At 72.0% G+C, this 18,385-nt stretch carries 18 protein-coding genes; 8 read left to right on the plus strand and 10 right to left on the minus strand.

All coding sequences use genetic code 11. From position 1 onward, the window contains the following. The first annotated feature begins 140 nt into the window (after positions 1 to 140). Both D5H75_RS02365 and D5H75_RS02370 read left to right on the plus strand, forming a co-directional pair. On the plus strand, positions 141 to 1,517 hold the full coding sequence (locus D5H75_RS02365) for an FAD-dependent oxidoreductase (RefSeq protein WP_119924626.1): 1,377 nt from the start codon (positions 141 to 143) through the stop codon (positions 1,515 to 1,517). Positions 1,518 to 1,688: 171 nt separating this feature from the next. Further along, positions 1,689 to 2,132 carry a nitroreductase/quinone reductase family protein gene (locus tag D5H75_RS02370; RefSeq protein WP_119924627.1) on the plus strand — a complete coding sequence of 148 codons (444 nt, stop codon included), beginning with the start codon at positions 1,689 to 1,691 and terminating at the stop codon, positions 2,130 to 2,132. Between the two features lie 277 nt (positions 2,133 to 2,409). Here D5H75_RS02370 and D5H75_RS02380 read toward each other — a convergent pair whose 3' ends face one another. Then, positions 2,410 to 3,030 carry a DUF6000 family protein gene (locus tag D5H75_RS02380; protein ID WP_147425039.1) on the minus strand — a complete coding sequence of 207 codons (621 nt, stop codon included), beginning with the start codon at positions 3,028 to 3,030 and terminating at the stop codon, positions 2,410 to 2,412. Positions 3,031 to 3,443: 413 nt separating this feature from the next. On the opposite strand from D5H75_RS02380, the gene D5H75_RS02385 reads away from it, so the two are divergent. Continuing rightward, positions 3,444 to 4,319 carry an arginase family protein gene (locus tag D5H75_RS02385; RefSeq protein ID WP_202637746.1) on the plus strand — a complete coding sequence of 292 codons (876 nt, stop codon included), beginning with the start codon at positions 3,444 to 3,446 and terminating at the stop codon, positions 4,317 to 4,319. A 224-nt stretch (positions 4,320 to 4,543) separates the two neighbouring features. On the opposite strand, the gene D5H75_RS02390 is transcribed toward D5H75_RS02385, so the two are convergent. From D5H75_RS02390 to D5H75_RS02410, 4 genes are all read right to left on the minus strand, one after another. Then, complete coding sequence (locus D5H75_RS02390; protein WP_119924630.1) at positions 4,544 to 5,578, minus strand: polyprenyl synthetase family protein; 1,035 nt, start codon at positions 5,576 to 5,578, stop codon at positions 4,544 to 4,546. Between the two features lie 624 nt (positions 5,579 to 6,202). Then, on the minus strand, positions 6,203 to 7,777 hold the full coding sequence (locus tag D5H75_RS02400; RefSeq protein WP_119924632.1) for a DHA2 family efflux MFS transporter permease subunit: 1,575 nt from the start codon (positions 7,775 to 7,777) through the stop codon (positions 6,203 to 6,205). Continuing rightward, positions 7,774 to 8,367 carry a PadR family transcriptional regulator gene (locus tag D5H75_RS02405; protein WP_119924633.1) on the minus strand — a complete coding sequence of 198 codons (594 nt, stop codon included), beginning with the start codon at positions 8,365 to 8,367 and terminating at the stop codon, positions 7,774 to 7,776. The genes D5H75_RS02400 and D5H75_RS02405 overlap by 4 nt, the downstream gene beginning before the upstream one ends. A 174-nt stretch (positions 8,368 to 8,541) precedes the next feature. After that, the gene (locus D5H75_RS02410; protein ID WP_119924634.1) at positions 8,542 to 9,534 is read right to left on the minus strand and encodes a helix-turn-helix transcriptional regulator; all 993 of its coding nucleotides are present in this window, start codon (positions 9,532 to 9,534) and stop codon (positions 8,542 to 8,544) included. Between the two features lie 240 nt (positions 9,535 to 9,774). Here D5H75_RS02410 and D5H75_RS02415 point away from each other — a divergent pair, with 240 nt between their 5' ends. After that, on the plus strand, positions 9,775 to 10,722 hold the full coding sequence (locus tag D5H75_RS02415) for a Gfo/Idh/MocA family protein (protein ID WP_119924635.1): 948 nt from the start codon (positions 9,775 to 9,777) through the stop codon (positions 10,720 to 10,722). A gap of 58 nt (positions 10,723 to 10,780) precedes the next feature. Here D5H75_RS02415 and D5H75_RS02420 read toward each other — a convergent pair whose 3' ends face one another. Then, on the minus strand, positions 10,781 to 11,167 hold the full coding sequence (locus D5H75_RS02420; RefSeq protein WP_119924636.1) for a winged helix-turn-helix transcriptional regulator: 387 nt from the start codon (positions 11,165 to 11,167) through the stop codon (positions 10,781 to 10,783). Positions 11,168 to 11,275: 108 nt separating this feature from the next. On the opposite strand from D5H75_RS02420, the gene D5H75_RS02425 reads away from it, so the two are divergent. Continuing rightward, on the plus strand, positions 11,276 to 11,641 hold the full coding sequence (locus D5H75_RS02425) for a DoxX family protein (protein WP_119924637.1): 366 nt from the start codon (positions 11,276 to 11,278) through the stop codon (positions 11,639 to 11,641). A 67-nt stretch (positions 11,642 to 11,708) separates the two neighbouring features. Here D5H75_RS02425 and D5H75_RS02430 read toward each other — a convergent pair whose 3' ends face one another. Further along, positions 11,709 to 12,986, minus strand: coding sequence for an epoxide hydrolase family protein (locus tag D5H75_RS02430; RefSeq protein ID WP_119924638.1), 1,278 nt, complete (start codon positions 12,984 to 12,986; stop codon positions 11,709 to 11,711). Next, the gene (locus D5H75_RS02435; protein WP_202637747.1) at positions 12,983 to 14,443 is read right to left on the minus strand and encodes an MFS transporter; all 1,461 of its coding nucleotides are present in this window, start codon (positions 14,441 to 14,443) and stop codon (positions 12,983 to 12,985) included. Before D5H75_RS02435 ends, D5H75_RS02430 begins: the two co-directional genes overlap by 4 nt. A gap of 112 nt (positions 14,444 to 14,555) precedes the next feature. Between D5H75_RS02435 and D5H75_RS02440 the strand changes: the two genes are divergently transcribed. Next, on the plus strand, positions 14,556 to 15,161 hold the full coding sequence (locus tag D5H75_RS02440; protein WP_119924640.1) for a TetR-like C-terminal domain-containing protein: 606 nt from the start codon (positions 14,556 to 14,558) through the stop codon (positions 15,159 to 15,161). A gap of 340 nt (positions 15,162 to 15,501) precedes the next feature. Here the strand turns inward: D5H75_RS02440 and D5H75_RS02445 are convergent, their stop codons facing one another. Further along, positions 15,502 to 15,963, minus strand: coding sequence for a hypothetical protein (locus tag D5H75_RS02445; protein WP_119924641.1), 462 nt, complete (start codon positions 15,961 to 15,963; stop codon positions 15,502 to 15,504). A 352-nt stretch (positions 15,964 to 16,315) separates the two neighbouring features. Further along, positions 16,316 to 16,477 (minus strand): hypothetical protein, encoded by a 162-nt coding sequence (locus D5H75_RS41195; protein ID WP_202637748.1) that lies wholly within the window; start codon positions 16,475 to 16,477, stop codon positions 16,316 to 16,318. A gap of 352 nt (positions 16,478 to 16,829) precedes the next feature. Between D5H75_RS41195 and D5H75_RS02450 the strand changes: the two genes are divergently transcribed. Together D5H75_RS02450 and D5H75_RS02455 are read left to right on the plus strand one after the other, a co-directional pair. After that, complete coding sequence (locus D5H75_RS02450; RefSeq protein ID WP_147425040.1) at positions 16,830 to 17,495, plus strand: DUF4097 family beta strand repeat-containing protein; 666 nt, start codon at positions 16,830 to 16,832, stop codon at positions 17,493 to 17,495. A 211-nt stretch (positions 17,496 to 17,706) separates the two neighbouring features. Continuing rightward, positions 17,707 to 18,384: a hypothetical protein gene (locus tag D5H75_RS02455; RefSeq protein WP_202637749.1), complete on the plus strand. Its 678-nt coding sequence runs from the start codon at positions 17,707 to 17,709 to the stop codon at positions 18,382 to 18,384. The last annotated feature ends 1 nt before the right edge of the window (position 18,385 follow it).

Here is an 18,385-nt window from a genome sequence, read left to right on the forward strand (position 1 = left end):
GCGGCCCAGGGGGCAGAGCATGCCCGGCTCCCGGGGATCGGGCCGGCCCGATCCCCGGGAGCGAGCCTGCCCGGCGCGCCCCCCCACCCAGCCGGCACGCACCGGCGACCGCCGGTGTTCATCGCGAAGGAATGTGTGCCATGCCCGGACGACCCTTGCACGTCATCATCATCGGCGCCGGAACCGGCGGCCTGTGCCTGGCCCAGGGACTGAAGCGGGCCGGGATCGGCGTCGCCGTCTACGAGCGCGACCGCACCCGCCGCGACGGGCTCCAGGGCTACCGCGTCGGCATCGACGCCGACGGGAAGCGCGCTCTGCGCGCCAACCTCTCCCCCGAGCTCTACGACACCTTCCTGGCCACGTGCGCCCAGCGGCCGGTGTACGGCAACCAGATGACGCATGAGATGAAGTGGCTCTTCTCCGCGGGGCCCGAGGTGCTCCGGGAGGAGGACCGCCCGTCCGAGGACGACCAGGACGAGTCGGTGTCCCGGATGACGCTGCGCCAGGTGCTGCTGACGGGCGTGGAGGACGTCGTCCACTTCGACAAGGTGTTCACCCACTACGAGCAGCGTCCGGACGGGCGGGTAACCGCCCACTTCGCCGACGGCGACTCGGCCACCGGCGACCTGCTGGTCGGCGCGGAGGGCGCCAACTCCAGGGTGCGGCGGCAGTACCTGCCGCACGCCAGGCTGGTCGACACCGGCCTGATCGGCATCACCGGCAAGACGCCGCTGACCGACGAGACCCGCGCGCTGCTGCCCCGGCCCGTGATCGAGGGCGTCACGATGGTGCACGGTCCCAAGGGCGGCATGTGCGTCCTCCACGTGATGCGCTTCAAGTGGGACGAGCAAGGCCGGCCTCGGCAGGGCATCGGCGCCACCGACGCCGAGCTGATCGCGAACTGGCCCGGCCTGCTGTACGACAACAGCCGCGACTACATCATGTGGGGCTTCGCCGCCTCCGAACGATGGCTGCCGGAGGACGTCATGCGGATGCGCGGGGCGGAGATCCAGAAGCTGGTGCTGGACATGACCGGCGACTGGCACCCGAATCTCCGCGAGATCTTCTCGCTGGGCGACCCGGCCAGCAGTTTCCCGCTGAGGATCCGCACGTCCGAGCCGATCCCCCCGTGGCGATCCACCAACGTCACCCTGCTGGGCGACGCGATCCACACCATGACTCCCGGCCGGGGCGTGGGCGCGAACACCGCCCTGCGCGACGCTCGCCTGCTCACCCGCTGCCTGAGGCGGGTGGCGGACGGCGAACTCCCGCTGCTGGAAGCGGTCCACGACTACGAGACGACGATGACCGGGTACGCCTGGGACGCGGTCGTCAAGTCCCGGGCGCAGATGGACGGGCACTCGGTGATGCACAAGGGCGGCCTGATCGGCGGCCTGGCCAGGGGCGGCATGCGAACCGCCATGCGCGTCATGAACCACCTGCCGCCGCTGAAGCGCAGGATCGTCATGGCGGAGTCCACGTTCCGCGGCTCGGGCCGCGACGAGGACGAGGCCTAGAGCCCCCGGGCCCCGGATAACCCTTACGCCTGATCCCGGCTCCCGCCCCGCTGCCCCGTACGGCTCGCGCCCCCGCCGGCGCGAGCCGTACGGCCGGCGTGGGAGGCCAGGCAAGCTCGTGTCGCCACCTCCGGACTACCTGGAGCGCCCCATTCTCCATAAAATACGCTGATGCTTCCCAACCTCGACGGCGAGGCGGGTGCCGGCGCCGAGCAACGCCTCCGCGACGAGACGATCATCTGGCTGACGACGGTCAGGCCCGACGGACAGCCTCAGACGTCGCCTGTGGGGTACGTCTGGGACGGAGTGAGATTCCTGATCATCAGTAACCCCGGCGCCCCGAAGATCCGCAACCTGCGTGACAACCCCAAGGTCACGCTGCACCTGGACCTCGACCGCGACGCGGAGCGATTCAGCGTCCTCACCATCGAGGGCATCGCCGAGCTGGAACCCGCGCCCCCAGGTGAGCCCGCGCCGCTGAGCGAGCGGGAGGTCTCCGCCTACCTGGAGAAGCACCAGGAGTCGATGCGCTGGGCCGGTTTGACGCCCGAGGAGACCTTCGCGGACTTCTCCACCGTGATCCGGGTGACGCCGACCCGCGCCCGCTGCTACTAGCAGCCCCACCCCCGCCTCACGACCTGGCGCCCCGGCCCCCGCCCGGCGGGGAAACGGCATCCCTCCGCCGCCCGGAGCGATGGGCCGGCCGGGAACGGCACGACGGCGAACAGGAGCCCACCGGGTTCGAGTGCTTCTGGATCCCGCTGGAAGCCGCTCATGTCCTCCAGTCCGGCCAAGGCGCACTACTCGGAACACTCTTTGACTGACCATGAGGCATCGGGATGCCTCATGGTCCACGGCCGAGGCAACGGCCCCAGGCTCGCGAGGCGCCGGGTCAGGCGCCGGCGGCCATGGCCCGGTCGGCACAGCGGATGAGTGCGGCGATCCGGGCCCGGCAGTCGACCGGGTCGCTCGGGAAGCTCGAGTGCCGGCTCCAGGGGCCTCCGGGCACGAGGAAGCGGCCGGCCTGGATCGTGCCGAGGGCCTCGTCGAGGTGCAGCAATCCTCCGAGGACCCAGTCGTGGTCGTGGTAGGAGTGGGTCTGCGGGAGGTGGCGATCTAGATAGGCGCCGAGGATGTCAGCGTCCTCCGGCTGGCCGAACCTCGTGAGAGCCAGCGCGTAGCCCTGCCCGGCGTAGGTGAAGTCGCTGTTCAGTAGTCCGGCGAGAATCTCCCGGAACTGGACGCGCCGGTCGGTCGCGGCCAGCCATGCGGCGGTGAGGCGCTCCCGCCAGTTCGGGTCACTGCCCGGCAGCAGCAGGCGCCGCAGGTCGGCGTCGGTGATCTGCCGGGCGTCGCGTCCTAGTGCGCGAAGGAACTCGGCCTGTTCCCGATCGGGCGACTGGAGGAGGGCGCCGTCGAGAAGACGGAGATAGCGTGCGGAGTCCGGGGCGGGCGTCGCGATCACGTACCGGTCGATGAGTTCGCGGTACGGGCCGCCCGTCGTCTGCGTCATGATCACATCTTGCCGTGGATCGGAGGAGGCCTGGCCGGGATCCGGGGCGGAGGTGCGAGCGCGGCGCGGTCTGAGGAGGGCGTCGCCCCCGTCGGCATCTGGCGCCGGCCCGGGACGACCGGGCGAACGCATCCCGAATTCGGCCGGCGGAATGGCCGTACGGCACGGGCATCGGCTGGGTACGGGATTCCCTCGTGCGTGATCATCTGGGGATCGGGCGGGAACCGTAACACGCGGAAGTGGCACTGACAAGAGGTTGTCCAGTGCTGTGACGCGACGTAGTTTGAGTGGGATTCCGCCGCCCGCGAAGGGATGACGTCGCCGTGCGAGCACGCGAATTCACTCGCTCATGGATCGGGAATCCGTGCTCGACTAAGGAATTGCGGGAATCCGTGCGGCCGGGGCGGTGGTGCGTGTTCGGCGTTCCCGTGGCGTTCGACAGCGACGACCCCCTGGCGAACGGCGGGCCGGAGGCGGTGCGGGCGGCGCTGCCGTACCTCTGGCCGCGCGCGCCGCGGCGGTTGTGGGACTGGAACGCCGGCGGGGTGGTCGACTCGGCCGGGGTGCTGCCGCTCGACCTGGGCGACGTGCGGTACGACCGGCGCGAGGACCGGGCGGCCGACGTCGAGCGGCGGCTGACGCTGGCGGTCGGGGAGATCACGCGGCACGGCGGGCGGCCGCTGATCCTGGGCGGGGAGCACTGGCTGACCTATCCGGTGCTGGCCGGCCTGCTCGGCTCCGGCGACCGGCAGGTGGACGTCATCCACTTCGACGCGCACACCGACCGGCCCGCGGCGGGGAGCGGCGGCGTGGGTACGTTGCGCAACAGCAACGTCATGTCGTTCGTGGAGGATCTGAGCGGGGTGCGGCGCCTGCTGCAACTGGGGGTGCGCGAGTTCGACGTGCTGCCGCCCGGGCACGACGAGCCGCCCGCCTCCAAGAAGGCCGAGGTCGTGGCGTGCGCGCGGCTGCTCGGCGGGGAGAGCGCGGAATCGTTGTTCGCCCCGGTGGAACCGGGGTCGAGCGTCTACCTCTCGATCGACGTGGACGTGCTGGACCCGGCCGTGGCGCCGGAGGTGGGCTGGCCGGTCCCGGGCGGTCTCGGCCTGGACCGGCTCCTCGAACTGATCGCGTACGTCGGCTCGGCCTATGACGTCGTGGGCGCGGACGTGGTCGAGGTGCACGGGAGCGCGGGCCGGAACAACCTCGCGGCGCTGGCGGCGGCGCGGTGCGTCAGACGGCTGGTGCTCGGCGCGTCGGAGGGCCATCACTACGCTTTTCCAAATTAACGCCCGGGCAATATCCGTCCTCGCGGCGACATTTCCGTGGTTACCCGGCTACCCGCTGTTCGTTTCCCCCGGCAGTCGTACGGCGGGCCGCCCGGCGCCGGGAACTCGAGCGCCCGGAGCACGGGCCGCCCGCGCTCGAACCCAGGGCCTGCTCCGTGGTGACCGCCTGCGGCACATGAGCCGGGTCCGGCCGATCCTTGCCGAGACCCCGGGCGGGCCGGGGGTCATGAGTGTTCGAGCAGGTCGATGAGGGCGAGCAGGTCGGCGTGGGCCTGGGGGGCGGGCGCCGCCCGCTCCAGCCGACGGCGGGCCTGGGCGGCGGCCTGGCGCACGGCGGACTCGGTCCGGTCGCGACCGCCGCACCGTTCGATCGCCTGGACGAGGTCGTCGAGTTCCCGCGGAGAGGGTTCGGCGGTGGAGGCCAGGTAGGCGGCCAGGCGGTCACGGGCCCGCCCGGTGCCGGCCAGAGCGGCCGCGATGGGGTGGGTCACCTTGCGGTGGCGCAGGTCCGTACGGCGTGGCGTGCCGTCTCCGGTCAGCGGGGTCCACAGGTCGTCCAGGTCGTTGCGTAGTTGCATGACCTGGGCGAGGGGCGTGCCGAGCTCGGCGATGTCGTCGACCTGCTCGGGGGTGGCGGCGCCGGCCAGGGCGCCCAGGCGGCAGGCGGCGCGCAGGATCGGCCCCGTCTTGGCCTCGATGACCGCCAGGCACGCCTCGGGGTCCGCGGGGCTGCCGCCGGTGAAGTCGAGGGCGAGGTCGGCGAGCTGGCCTTCGCCGTTGCCCACGACGCCGTCCATCAGCGCGACGGTCATCTGGTCGCGGCGGTCGTAGCCGCTGGTGGCCAGCATCCGCACCGCCAGGGTCAAGAGCGCGGTGCCGGTCTGCAGGGCGTGGTCGAGGGTGAACTCGCGCCACAGGGTGGGACGTCCGTAGCGGACGTCGTCGCGGTCGGTGATGTTGTCGTGGATCCCGGCCTGGTGCATGGTCAGGGTGAAGGCGGCCGCCGCACGCAGGCCGCGTTCGGCCAGGCCGCCGTCGATCGAGGTGCACAGCAGGGCCAGGGCGGTGACGCGCAGGCGGGAGACGCGCCCGGGCGGCGGCTCGCCGTCCGGGCCGGGGAACCCGAAGTGGAAGCGGGCCGCACGCCGCAGCTCGGGGGTGAGGGTGTCCACGGCGGCTTCCAGCACGGGCAGCACCGTCCGCCCGGTCATGCGGAGGAGCTCGCGGGCGGGCCGGGCGGGAGGCAGGGCGGCGGGCATGGGCGGGCTCCTTCCCGGCAGCGGTTCGAGCGTCACCACACGCGGCGGGCCGTGGACGACGCCCGCACCTCATGCAAGCACAGACCGGCATCCGAGAGGACGGAGACGAAGACGCGGCCCTCGCGCCCGCCACCCGGGCCGCCGCCGGCGCAAGAGGCACCCCCACTCAGCCCCTCACCACCCCGATGACCACCGCCCCACCATCAAAGATATTCCGGCGGTACCGATTCAAGCTGTAGCGCCAAGTCCCATCCGCCCGGCTTCAACTCGCTGTCCCACCATGGAGCTCCGTCCTCTAGCCATTTCTGGCGAAACACCAGTATTGATACGAGAGTGGCGTCCTCATACCCGAACTCCACGCCACAGCACGGACAGATATCGAATGAGGGGCTTCTGCCGTCCAGCCCCCACGGCGCGGAGTCTTGAATCAGCCCGCACACACGACACCCGTATAACCGCTCATTGAGCACGGAAATACTCCATGTTTGTTCCGTATCCACGCTTAATTCGTTCTGCAGGGATCCGCTTCCGCGAGCGCGGGCGCCTCGTCGGCTACCTCGCGCGGGGCCATCGATCGCACCGGGCGGTTCAGCGGGATCGCGCTATCGACCGCATCGGGCGGGTTCAGCGGGATCGGGCTGGGGTGGCGGGCGCGGGGGTGGGCTGTCGTGGCCGCTCCTTGCCCTGTACGGCGAAGCACAGGGCTGCGGCGGCGAGCATCGCGCCGACGGGGAGGGCCATCGTCGGGACCAGGGAGCCGGTGAAACCGTGGACGAAGACGTCGCGGGCGGTCCGGGCGACGTCCCCCGGCAGCCCGGCCACCGGCCGCGCCCCCGCCGACAGGGCCGCCAGGGCGTCCCGGAACTCGCCGCGGGCCGAGGCGGGCAGGGCGGGCGCGCGCGTCGCCGCCTCGTGCGCGATGGACGCGGCCAGCCGGTTCTGCATCAGGGCGCCCACCACGGCCGCGCCCAGCGCCGAGCCGAGCTGCCGGGTGGTGTTGACCAGGCCGGAGGCGGCTCCCGCGAGCGGCGGGGGCACGTGGTACATCGCCAGGGCCTGCAGCGGGATGAACATGCCGGCCATCCCCGCCCCGGCCACCACCAGCCCCGGCAGGAGCGCGGGCCAGGCCGTGCCCACGTCCGCGACCAGGACCGTCCACGCCAGGCCCCCGCCGTACAGCGCGAGCCCGCCCATGAGGATGAACTTGCCGCCCACCTGGTCGGACAGCCGCCCCACGAGCGGCGACAGGAGCATGTTGACCACCGCCATCGGCGCCATGATCAGGCCCGCCTGGAGGGCGGTGTGGCCGAGCACGCTCTGCAGGTAGATGGTGAGCGGCAGCATGCCGCCGATCAGTCCCACGGACATGATCACGCCCACGCCGTTCATCAGCGCGAAGTTCCGGTCGCGGAACAGCGAGAACGGCACCAGCGGCTGCTTGTCCTGCCGCCGCGCCTGGTGCCACACGAACGCGCCGAGCAGCGCCAGGCCCGCGACGCCGAGCAGCGGAACGCTGACGAAGGACCAGATCCGGCCCCAGTCGTACCGTTCACCCTCCACCAGCGCGAACGTCACCGCCACGAGCCCGGCGCTGGCCAGCAGCACGCCCGGCAGGTCGAGCCGCTGGCGTCCGCCGTGCCGTACGTCGGGGACCAGGGTCAGCGCCATCACCAGCACGACGAGCCCGACGGGGACGTTGAGGTAGAAGATCCAGCGCCAGCCCGCCCAGCTCACCAGCGCCCCGCCGACCGTCGGCCCGGCGATCGTGGCCAGGCCGGCGACCGCGCCCCACACGCCCAGGGCCGCGCCGCGCCGTTCCGCCGGGAAGGTCGCGACGATGATCGCCATGGTCTGCGGCATGAGGACGGCGGCGCCCGCTCCCTGCACGACGCGCGCGGCGATGAGCCACTCGGCACTGGGGGCCAGCCCGCAGGCCACGGAGGCGAGCGTGAACAGCGCGACTCCGGCGGCGAACATGTTGCGCCGCCCCCACATGTCGCCCAGCCGCCCGGCGGTGATCAGCAGTACTGCCAGCGCGATCGTGTAGCCGCTGACCACCCACAGGATGTCGTCCAGGGTGGCGTGCAGCGTCTCCAGCATGCTGGGCATGGCGACGTTGACGATCGTCAGGTCCAGCAGGGTCATGAAGAACCCGAGGCACAGGGTGACGAGCACGACCCAGGGGTTGCCGCGCCTCATGACCGCGCCCCCTCCTCGTGCGTGTCGAGCAGGTTCCAGGTCAGGTGCCCGGCCCGGATGTCCGCGGCGTACGCCCGCACCCAGTCCAGCTCCGCCCGGCGCAGCGCCAGCATGTACTCCGTGTCCGCCAGGGCCACCCGGTGCAGCCCCTGCTTGCGCAGCCCGTCCAGGGCCGTGGAGAAGGCGGCGATCAGGGACTCGAGCTGCACCTCCCGCATCTCCAGCCGGGTCGCGACGTCCTCCGGCTCCAGCATCGAGACGACCGCGAGCGCGGTCCCGAGCCGGGGGTACTCCTCGACCGGGTGGTGCAGCAGTTCCCGCAGCCGCGCCACCGCGTCGTCCCGCCCGCGGTCGGTGATCGCGTAGACGGTCCGTTCCGGCCGCCGCCCCTCCCTCCCCGTCTCCACGGGCTCCACGCGCCCGTCGTCCACCAGCCGGTCCACCGTGTGGTAGAGCGCCCCGTGGGTGACCTTCACCGCCTGGTCGTACGACCGCTCCCGGATGCGCTGCTGCATCTCGTACGGGTGGAGCGGCTCATCGGCGAGCAGACGTAACACGATCAACGCCAGCGGCGTGAGCGGCCGAGCCATCCGTTGGTCCCTTCCGATTAATCCATTCGGACTATTACTTCCTCGGATGGAACGTCCGGACTAGGCCCGCCGCAACAGGGACCGGGCCTCCGAAGCGTGGGACCCGCCGTCAATCGCGGTTGCGGTGGACGCTTTGCGTGGAGGGCTCCGGGTGGCCGGGTCAAGGGGGCGGGGTCAAGGGGGCGGGTCGGCCGCGGGAGGGAGGTCGCGGATGGCGTGGGCGGCCCTCCGGGCGATAGTGCGCAGGTGCGGGGCGAGCTGGGGCGGGTCCAGCAGGGTGTAGTCGACGGGGAGCTGGCTGATGCGGCGGGCCAGGTAGGCCGGCGAGTCCGGGGCGGTGATCAGCAGGCACGCCCGCCGGCCGGATCCGGGGTCGGGTTCCAGGACGCCCTGCCAGGGCGGGACCAGCCGGCGGGCCTGTTCCAGGGGCGCGTGCAGGCGCAGGCGGGCCTGGACCGTGCCGCCGGTCAGCGATCGGGCGACCCAGGTCGCCGCGTCCACCCCGCCGGGGAGTTCGCGCCGCGGCACGCGTACGCCGGTGGCGAGCACCTCGCCGATGCGGTCGAGCCGGAACGTGCGCCAGTCGGCGCGGTCGAGGTCGAAGGCGACCAGGTACCAGCGGCGCCCCGCCGCCACCAGTTGCCGGGGCTCGACCAGGCGAGAGGCCGGTCGGCCGTCGGCCTTGGCGTAGGGGAAGCGCACCCGTTCGCTCACCTGGCAGGCCCGGGCCAGGGCGGCGAGGGTCTCGGGCGCGGCGGAGGGGGCGTCGCCCTGGTGCAGGGGGACGGCGGCCTGCGACAGGGCGGTGAGCCGGTGACGCAGCCGGGCGGGCAGGACCTGCTCCAGTTTGGCCAGGGCGCGCAGGCAGATGTCGGCGATGCCGGTGACGGGGGCGGCGGTGGCGGTGCGCAGGCCGATGGCGATGGCCAGGGCTTCGTCGTCGTCCAGGAGCAGCGGCGGCATCGCGGCGCCCGAGCCAAGCCGGTAGCCGCCGGTGGCGCCGTGGGCGGCCTGGACGGGGTAGCCGAGTTCGCGCAGGCGCTCGACGTCGCGGCGGATGGTGCGGGTGGTGACGCCCAGGCGGTCGGCCAGTTCGGTGCCCGGCCACTCGCGCGGGGACTGCAGCAGGGACAGCAGTCGCAGCAGCCGTGCCGATGGATCACGCATGACGACATCCTGCCCGTCATATAGGACGTTCAATGACCTATTGAGGTTCTACTGTGGCTGAACAGGTCATCGTGTCCGCCCGGCGACGCGCCGCGTGTTCGGCCGGACCACCGCCGTCACCGGCACCGGCATCGGCATCGGCGGCCACGTGAGCCGTTCACCGGCGACGGTCCGTCCATCCCGGGACGGGCTCCCACCACGCCACGACGGCGACATCCACACGCGAGAGGAGAGACGTTCATGAAGATCGCACTGCTGGGGACCGGCTTCGGCCAGGCGCACGCCGCCGTCTACGCCCAGCGCCAGGACGTGGAGGTGGTGATGTTCGGCCGCGACCCGGGCAGGACCGCCAAGACCGCCGCCCAGTTCGGATTCGCCTCCTCCATCGACGTCGATGAGGCGTTCACCGGGGACTTCGACCTCGTCGACATCTGCCTGCCCGACAAGCTGCACGCCGGCTTCGCGCTGCGCGCGCTCGCGGCGGGCAAGCACGCGCTGGTGGAACTGCCGCTGGCCGACGACCTGGCCGACGCCCGCCGCGTCGCCCAGGCCGCCGAGGACAGCGACCGGCAGGTGTTCGTGGACATGTTCGACCGGTTCATCCCGGCCAACCAGGCCCTGTTCGACGCCGCCGAACGGGGCACCTACGGGCGGCTGGAACAGCTCACCCTGTGGAACCTGACCGCGCACCTGTGGCCGGGCGCCTCGCTGGGGCTGAGGGCGCTGCCGATCGGGGCGATGCACGGCGACATGGACATCGTCACCCGCCTGCTGGGCCGGCCGGCCGACATCCGTCTCACCACCGTCGAACGCGACGGCGATTCGGCCTCGATCGAGGCGACCCTGACCTTCGAGACGGCCGAGGGCAGGACGTTCGTCCGCGACTCGGTCTCCTCGCTGATGCCCCGGTCCTGGGGCGCGCGCAGCGGCTACACCGCCACCTTCGAGCGCGGGGTGCTGGATTCGGCGTCGACGATGGGGTTCGACGGCAAGCCCACCGGCACCGTCACCGCCTACACCGACCAGGGCGCGACAGAGCTGGAGCTGCCGCCCGCCGACCAGTACGGCGCGATGATCGACCACGTGCTGGCGGTGCTGCGCGGCGAGGCCGACAACCGGATCGGCCCCGACACCGTGCTGGAGGCGCTGGACCTGACCCTGGCCATCGACGCCGAGGCCAACGGCTGAGCCCCCCCGTCGGCCTCGACGTCACCGGCGAACCCTCCTCCCGGGGGCGGCGGGAGGGCTATTTGGACTGGTCGTAGGCGGCTCGGCTGGTTTGGATGTCGTCGATGTGGTCGATCGCCCATCCGGCGATGGACAGCGCCAGGGGGATCAGGCTCTTGCCGGTGGGGGTGAGCGCGTACTCCACGCGGGGCGGGATCTCGGCGTAGGCGGTGCGCGAGACCAGGCCGTCGCGTTCCAGGTTGCGCAGGGTCAGGGTCAGCATCCGCTGGGAGATCCCGGTGATCTGCTGGTGCAGCTCGGTGAAGCGCAGGCTGCCCTGGTCCAGGGTCGCCACGATCAGCAGGGTCCACTTGTCGCAGATCCGGTCCAGCACGGCGCGGACGGTCTTGCCGCCGTCGCCCCGGATCATGCAGGTGTGCCGGTACCGCGACTGGTCCTGCTGCATGACGACTCCCTGTGCGCGACTTACACGTGTGTGCCTTTTGTAAGCCTTCCAATAGTGACGCATGATGCGGCTACTAACGAACGGTAACCAACCTGTTGGGAGGGGCTCATGTACGTCGCCTACTGGATCCTCGCGGTGCCGCTGGCGGTCTTCTACCTGTGGGCCGGCGGCAAGAAGGCCATCCAGAGCCAGGAACGGCTGCGGCCCCTGATGGGGTGGGTCGACCGTACCCCGATGCCTGTCGTGCGGCTGCTGGGTGTGCTGGAGGTGCTGGGCGCGGCCGGGCTGATGCTGCCGCCGCTGACCGGGGTCGCCCCCTGGCTGGCCGTCGCCGCCGCGATCGGCCTGGCGTTGATCCAGGTCGGCGGCACCGTGGTCCACCTGTCCCGCCGCGAGGCGAACGTGATCTGGCTCAACCTCCTGCTGCTGGTCGCCGCCGCCGCGACCGCCTGGCTGGCCACCGCCTGGGTGTGAACCCGCACAGCGGGCGGGTGCTGTCGGCGGTGGCCGACCAGTACGGCAACGCCGCCGTGGGCCGCCTCTACACCGCCATGGGCACCCGCCCCCACCTGGGCGGCGAGGATCCGACGCCGGACTTCGCCGTCCCCCGGGAACGGCCTCGTGCGCCGCTCGGCCACCTCTGGCCCTTGGGCCGGCACCGGTCGAAGAACGCCCGTACGTCGGCGACCAGGAGGTCCGGCACCTCCATGGCGGCGAAGTGCCCTCCGCGGTCGTACTCCCGCCAGTGGACGACCATGTTGTCGCGTTCGACGAAACGCCGGACGGGCCGCGTGATGTCGCGGGGGAAGACCGCCACGCCCGTGGGGACGGTGGACGGCTCCGGCCTGCCGAAGGACTGGGCGGCCTCGCGGTACAGACGCGCGGAGGAACCGGCGGTGCCCGTCAGCCAGTACAACATCACATTGGTGAGCAGGCGATCACGGTCGATGACGTCCTCCGGGACGCTCTCGGAGTCGGTCCATTCCTTGAACTTCTCGACGATCCAGGCGAGCTGGCCCACGGGCGAGTCGGTCAGGGCGTAGGCGAGCGTCTGCGGCCGGGTGGACTGGATCTTCATGTAGCCGGACAGCTCGTTCATGTAGTGGTCCACCGACGCGAGCCTCGACTTCTCGTCCTCGGTCAGCGCCGCGAGCTCCGCGGGATCCCCCGAAGGGAGCGCGATGACGTTGTTCAGATGCACGCCGGCGACCTGGCCGGCGTCGATCACGCCGAGGTCCCGGGAGATCGCCGACCCCCAGTCTCCGCCCTGCGCTCCATAGCGGCCGTACCCGAGCCGCCGCATCAGCTCCGCCCAGGCGGCGGCGACACGGCGTACGTTCCATCCCGCCTCACGGGTCGGCCCGGACAGGCCGTAGCCGGGGATCGAGGGGATCACCAGATGGAACGCCTGGGCCGGATCGCCGCCGTGGCGGCGGGGATCGGCCAGGGGGCCGATGACGTCGAGGAACTCCACGATCGAGCCGGGCCAGCCGTGGGTGAGGACGAGCGGGAGCGCGTCCGGCTCGGGGGATCGCACGTGCAGGAAGTGGATGTCGTGCCCGTCGATCCGGGTGGTGAACTGCGGGAAGGCGTTCAGCCGCGCCTCGTGGACGCGCCAGTCGTAGCCGGTGCGCCAGTACTCGGCCAGCTCTTTGAGGTAGCCGAGCGGCACGCCGTGGGTCCAGCCGGCATCCGGCAGCTCGTCGGGCCACCGGGTGCGGGCGAGGCGGCCGCGCAGGTCGTCCAGGTCGGCCTGGGCGACGTCGAGGGTGAACGGCGTGATCTCGAAGGTCGGGTCGGCGCCGGCGGAGGCGGTCACTGCGAACTCCTGTCGGTCGTGGTCTCGCGGCCGGGGCCGGGAGAGCGGATCATGAAGACGATGGCGGCGAGCGCGCCCACGGCGAAGATCGCGGCCACCCGGAGGGCCGTGGACACCCCCGAGGTCAAGACCGCGGCAGGGGCGCCGGTCGCGCCGCGGGCGGCCGCGCCGTACACGGTGACCAGGATCGACAATCCGAGGGCGCCTCCCACCTGTTGCGTGGCGTTGAGCAGGCCCGACGCCGCGCCGGAGGCGCCCGGCTCGACGGCTCCCGAGACGCCGATCACGGTCAGCGGCGTGAAGACGACGCCGGTGCCGACGCCGTACAGCAGCAGGGGGCCGAGCAGCGATGCGGCGTAGCCGCTGCCGGCCGACAGCCCGGACAGCCACACCAGCGCCACCGCGATGAGCGTGACGCCCGCGGCCAGCGACGTCTTGTGCCCCAGTCTGGACGCCAGGTTCGCCGTGAGCGCCGCGGTGAGGAGGATCGTCACGCTGACCGGCAGGAACGCGAGCCCTGTCTCGACCGGGCCGTACGACAGGACGTTCTGCATGAAGACGGTGAGGAAGAAGAACAGGCCCATGAGCGAGCCGGTCAGCGCGAGGGCGACGAGGTAGACGCCGGCCCGGGTGGGGCCGGCGAAGAGGCTGAGCGGGGTGAGGGGGTGCGCGCTGCGGCGTTCGATGACGACGAAGGCGATGAACAGCGCGAGCGAGACGGCGAAGCAGCCGATGACCCACCCGTCGTTCCAGCCAGTGCGCGAGACGCGGATGAAGCCGTAGACGAGCGCGACCATGCCGCAGGTGGAGGTGAGGGCGCCGCCGAGATCGAACCTGCCCTTCTGACGCGGGGACTCGTGGATGGAGAAGCGGGCGAGCAGCCCGAGGGCGAGCCCGACGGGCACGTTGACGAAGAACACCCAGCGCCAGGACGCCCACTCCGTGAGCAGGCCGCCGGCCAGCAGGCCGACCGCCGCGCCGGCTCCCGACACGCCTCCCAGCAGGCCGAAGGCTCGGTTGCGTTCGCGTCCTTCGGTGAAGGTGGTCGTCGTGAGCGCGAGTACGGCGGGGGCGATGGCGGCGGCGCCGAGCCCCTGCGCCGCCCGCGCGAGCAGAAGCCAGCCGCTGGACTGCGCGAACCCGCCCGCGAGCGAGGACGCGGCGAACAGCGTCACGCCGATGACCAGGACGCGGCGGCGGCCGGCGACGTCGCCCACCCGCCCGCCGAGCAGCAGCAGGCCGCCGAAGGCCAGGGTGTAGGCGTTGATCACCCAGGACAGGTTCTCGGTGGACAGGCCCAGGCCGCGCTGGAGGCTGGGCAGGGCGACGTTGACGATCGTCGCGTCGAGCACGACCATCAGCTGCGCCCCGGCGATGGCCACCAGCGCCATGACGGGGTGACGGCGTGCGCGGGCCGTGCCGGGCGGGGCGGCCAGAGCGGATGAGGACGTGATCAAGACACGGCCATGGAGACGAAATAAGATACGGTTGCGTTCACAAGTGGAGCACAGTACGCCCCCCCCAATTAGGAACGCAAGCGTTCACTGCGAGGCTGACGGAAAGGCCGACATGACCCCTCAGGTTCACCGGGCCGGGAACGCGCCGCCCACCGGCCGGCGGCGCGGCACCGCGCTGGAGCAGGCGATATTCGAGGCGGTGGTCCAGCAACTGGAGACGGTCGGCTACGCGGGGCTCACGATGGAGGGGGTGGCGGCCGCGGCCCAGACGGGCAAGGCGGCGCTCTACCGCCGCTGGCCGGGCAAGGCCGAGCTCGTGGTCGACACCCTCGACCGGCTCCTCCCCTCGCCCGAGGACCTGCCCGATCGCGGCAACGTCCGGGACGAACTCATCGAACTGCTGCGGCAGAAGGCCGCGGTGCTCAATTCCCGCGTCGGCCGGGCGGTGCAGAGCCTGCTCGCGGAGACCGAGCGCGACCTGCCGTTCGTCCGCCTCGTCCAGGAACGCGTCTTCGAGCCGCGGCTCAACGTGTTCCGGGTGATCCTGGAGCGCGGCGGCCGCCGCGGCGAGATCCGACCGGAGCCGATCAGCCCGCTCGTGGCCGACGTGGGCCCCGCGATGCTGGTGCAGCGCTTCCTCGGAGACTCCTCCCCGATACCCGACGACTTCCTGGTCGCCATCGTGGACGAGCTCATCCTGCCACTGATCAAGCGGTAGGCGGACCCGCGCCGAGCCCCGCACCCGCCGCCCATGCCGTACGGCTGCTCGCCGGCCTCTTGCCGGTGTCAGGACTGTGCATCGGCCTGATCGTCAGCGCTGCTCCGCCCTGGCAGGCCGGGGCGGCCGCGGCCGTCGGGAGACCACCCAGGAACTGGACGCGGCCTCGGCATCGCCCTGATCGGCAGCCTGGCCGACATGGTGGACCACAGCCGTATGACAGCCGTGTTCCCCGGCCACCTCCCCGCGGCCGCGGACGCGCTCCCGGCGGCGGCCCATGGCCTGATCCCGGCCTGTGCCGGGGCCGATGCGTGCCCGGAGGGGCGACGGGTCAGGCCGGTCAGTGATGGTTGTAGGTCAGTTGCGGGAGCGAGCAGGAGTCCTTGCACACGTACCATTCCAGCCGGCTCCCCTCATCGCCGAACTTGTTCACCGTGCCCATCTCGTAGTAGTCCTTGTTGCACTTGGCCCAGCCCTGCTGATCGTCCGAGAAGCACATGCCCATGCGGTGCAATTCCCAGGTCCGGGACGAACTGTAGAGCCAGTTCCACCACTTGATGTAGACCCGTCCCGTCCCGCTGGGGTTGTAGAGCCACCAGGAGTCGCCGTACTCCCGGAAACATCCACGGACCGACCCGACGCTGGTGCAGTGCGCGTCTTGAGGCGGCGCCGAACTGCTGGACGCGTGGTCGAACGCGTCGTCGGCGGAGGCGGGGGATCCACCGAGGACCACCGCCAGCGCGAGGACTGTGGCGATGGCGATGGCGATGCCACTTCTACGGAACCGTCGGGATCGGTGCATTGAACTCCTGTCTGATCACCGGGTCAGGTTGAGTGTGATCGCGGGAGAAGGACAGCACAACAGCCAATCCTGTGCGTCTCCGATCACAGCGAGTTCCACGCCCGCCGCCCGATACCCGTGCCCCCAGTCCCCCAGCAACTGCTTCTGCAAGTCACGGCACCGCCACCGCGCCTTCAGGACACTCCTACCGCGAATGCCGAGTTGAGTGGGGCGCCGTGGAGCCTTCCGGCGTGTGGGCGCTGACGACTCGCGGGCGGCCGGGGCCACACGGCCGCTCCCGGCGGACCTCCGTCAGGCTTCGCCTGGCCAGGCCACCGGCGGCGGCCAGGCGGCGGCCGCAACGCCAGCGCCGTCAGGGGTCCCCGATGGCGAACGACCAGGAGTACGACCGCTGCTCGGCGCCTTCCGGCGTGCTGAAGACCAGCGCCGACGACAGCGCCACAGGAACCAGCCAGCAGGCGGTCAGGGCGAGCGGGATCCGGTCACGCCGCCCCCGCCCGCCCCGGCCGATCACCAGATGATCGAGATCGACGCGCCCCTACGGCAGCGCGCATGCCCGCCCAGCGCGACGCCACCTCTCGGCCGTGCCTGTGGCGCTGACTCCGGGTCGCGCCCTGCCCGTGCCTCCGCCTCTGCACTGCGCTTTGTCCGTGGTGCCCCTCCGGGGCGCGGCCTGGCGCGACGTCGTCTCCCGACTGCGTCCCTGCGGCGTCGGTGGGCTCGGGCGGGCAGGAGGAAGGGCGAGAGGTCCGGGGTGGGTCAGGGTTCGGCCGGGGTTTTGCCGGAGGCGGGTGGGGGGTGGGGGCGCGGATACTCGCGGGGTGATCACTATGACGAAGTTCCGCGGGGTTGCTGTGGTTGCCGTCGTGCTGGGGGTTGTGGCCGCCGGGTGCGGGGACGCGGGGCCGGTGCGGAGTAGGACCGAGTCGTACGAGCTCGGGGGGCAGGTGTCCGAGCTGCGCGTGCGGGCCAAGTGGGGGCGGGTGGAGATCGTGGGGCGGGACGCGCCCGGGGTGCGGGTGACCGAGACGCACCGCTGGACGACGGAGGCGCCCAAGGCCGCGCACTCCGTCAGCGAGGGCGGCTCGGTGCAGCTTACGAGCACCTGCTCGAAGGGCGCGGAGAACCGGGGCGGCAAGTGCGAGGTGGACTTCAAGGTCGAGGTGCCGCGGGGAGCGCAGGTGGACGCGTACGTCTTCGGGGGCCCCGTGGCGCTGCGAGGGCTGGGCGGGAAGATCACGGTGGAGACCGAGGCCGGGGAGGTCGAGGGCGAGGAGCTGACGGGCAAGCAGGTCAGCGCCAAGAGCGGCGCCGGGGACGTGCGGCTCGCCTTCGCCGCGATCCCCGACCGCGTCGTGGCGCGGGCCACCGCCGGGAACGGGACCGTACGGGTTCCGCGCGGGTCCTACAACGTCAAGGTCGACTCCGACGCCGGCCTGGGGAAGATCGGCGTCACCCAGGACCGGCGCTCCCCCCACACCATCGAGGTCGCCACCGGCGCGGGCGACTTCTCCATCCAGCCCACCTCCTGACCCCGCACCTCCGGACGGCGTCATGTACGGCGCAAGTCGCGGCTTGGGGCATGACAGGCACCCCCGACGCCCTCCCCCGACATCGCGGACGAGGTACGGCGAGGCGCCCGGTGGTGGCGGCCTCGGAGGGGTTCCGGGGAGAATGCCGGAGTGGATCTTGTGTCCGATGCGCGGCGGCGGTGGGTGAGCGGGGCGGCTCGGGCGGGCGGCGATGGCTGAGCTGATCGATCTCGTGTACACCACGGCCGGGGGCATCGTGGGGGCGGCGGTGACCACGTACCTGTCGCGCGATCATGAGCGGCGGCACCTGCGCGCCGACGTGCAGCAGCGGCTCCAGCGCGTCGCCGCCGTACGGGCCGGCGTCCACGACATCGCGCCGCGAGGGGCCGGGAACCGGCGGCGGGCCCGGCGGGCGGGCGACGGACGACTGGTCGCCGCCGACCACTTCGGGCTGTCGGTGCTGCTCGAAGACGGCACGGACGCCGAACGCGCGCTGCGCGAGGCGCTGGACGGCCTGGTCGTGAGCGCGTTGTCCGCCGGGGTGCCCCGCAGGGTCCTGGACTTCGCGGGCGGCGGTGAGGAACAGGCGCTGCAGTGCGAGGTCGTACGCCTCATCGACGCCCGCCTCGGCGGCCTCCTGGACGAGGCGGACCTCGACGCGCTCACCGCCGCCGGCGACGACTACCGGGAGGCGACCACCCAGCTCCTCCTCCAGACGCTCTGGCACCCCTGGCGGAGCCGGCCGCGCCTGCGCGCCCGGCTCCGCGCCCTCCGCGCACAGGCGACGGCCCTGCACGGACGCCGGCAGGCCGCCCTCGCCGTACTGGCGACACCAGAGCACACCCTCGCCCTCGGCCAGGCCCTCGCACCCAGTCCTGGTCAGGCTTGAG

Source organism: Bailinhaonella thermotolerans, assembly GCF_003594875.1.
GTDB classification, from domain to species: domain Bacteria; phylum Actinomycetota; class Actinomycetes; order Streptosporangiales; family Streptosporangiaceae; genus Bailinhaonella; species Bailinhaonella thermotolerans.

What these genes read in the sequence shown, in the direction of transcription:
- D5H75_RS02370 (WP_119924627.1), top strand. Translation starts at nt 1,689, where the DNA reads ATGCTTCCCAACCTCGACGGCGAGGCGGGTGCCGGCGCCGAGCAACGC.
- D5H75_RS02405 (WP_119924633.1), bottom strand. Translation starts at nt 8,367, where the DNA reads ATGGCTCGGCCGCTCACGCCGCTGGCGTTGATCGTGTTACGTCTGCTC.
- D5H75_RS02380 (WP_147425039.1), bottom strand. Translation starts at nt 3,030, where the DNA reads ATGACGCAGACGACGGGCGGCCCGTACCGCGAACTCATCGACCGGTAC.
- D5H75_RS02420 (WP_119924636.1), bottom strand. Translation starts at nt 11,167, where the DNA reads ATGCAGCAGGACCAGTCGCGGTACCGGCACACCTGCATGATCCGGGGC.
- D5H75_RS02455 (WP_202637749.1), top strand. Translation starts at nt 17,707, where the DNA reads ATGGCTGAGCTGATCGATCTCGTGTACACCACGGCCGGGGGCATCGTG.
- D5H75_RS02390 (WP_119924630.1), bottom strand. Translation starts at nt 5,578, where the DNA reads ATGCCCGCCGCCCTGCCTCCCGCCCGGCCCGCCCGCGAGCTCCTCCGC.
- D5H75_RS02365 (WP_119924626.1), top strand. Translation starts at nt 141, where the DNA reads ATGCCCGGACGACCCTTGCACGTCATCATCATCGGCGCCGGAACCGGC.
- D5H75_RS02440 (WP_119924640.1), top strand. Translation starts at nt 14,556, where the DNA reads ATGACCCCTCAGGTTCACCGGGCCGGGAACGCGCCGCCCACCGGCCGG.
- D5H75_RS02400 (WP_119924632.1), bottom strand. Translation starts at nt 7,777, where the DNA reads ATGAGGCGCGGCAACCCCTGGGTCGTGCTCGTCACCCTGTGCCTCGGG.
- D5H75_RS02425 (WP_119924637.1), top strand. Translation starts at nt 11,276, where the DNA reads ATGTACGTCGCCTACTGGATCCTCGCGGTGCCGCTGGCGGTCTTCTAC.
- D5H75_RS02410 (WP_119924634.1), bottom strand. Translation starts at nt 9,534, where the DNA reads ATGCGTGATCCATCGGCACGGCTGCTGCGACTGCTGTCCCTGCTGCAG.
- D5H75_RS02415 (WP_119924635.1), top strand. Translation starts at nt 9,775, where the DNA reads ATGAAGATCGCACTGCTGGGGACCGGCTTCGGCCAGGCGCACGCCGCC.
- D5H75_RS02445 (WP_119924641.1), bottom strand. Translation starts at nt 15,963, where the DNA reads ATGCACCGATCCCGACGGTTCCGTAGAAGTGGCATCGCCATCGCCATC.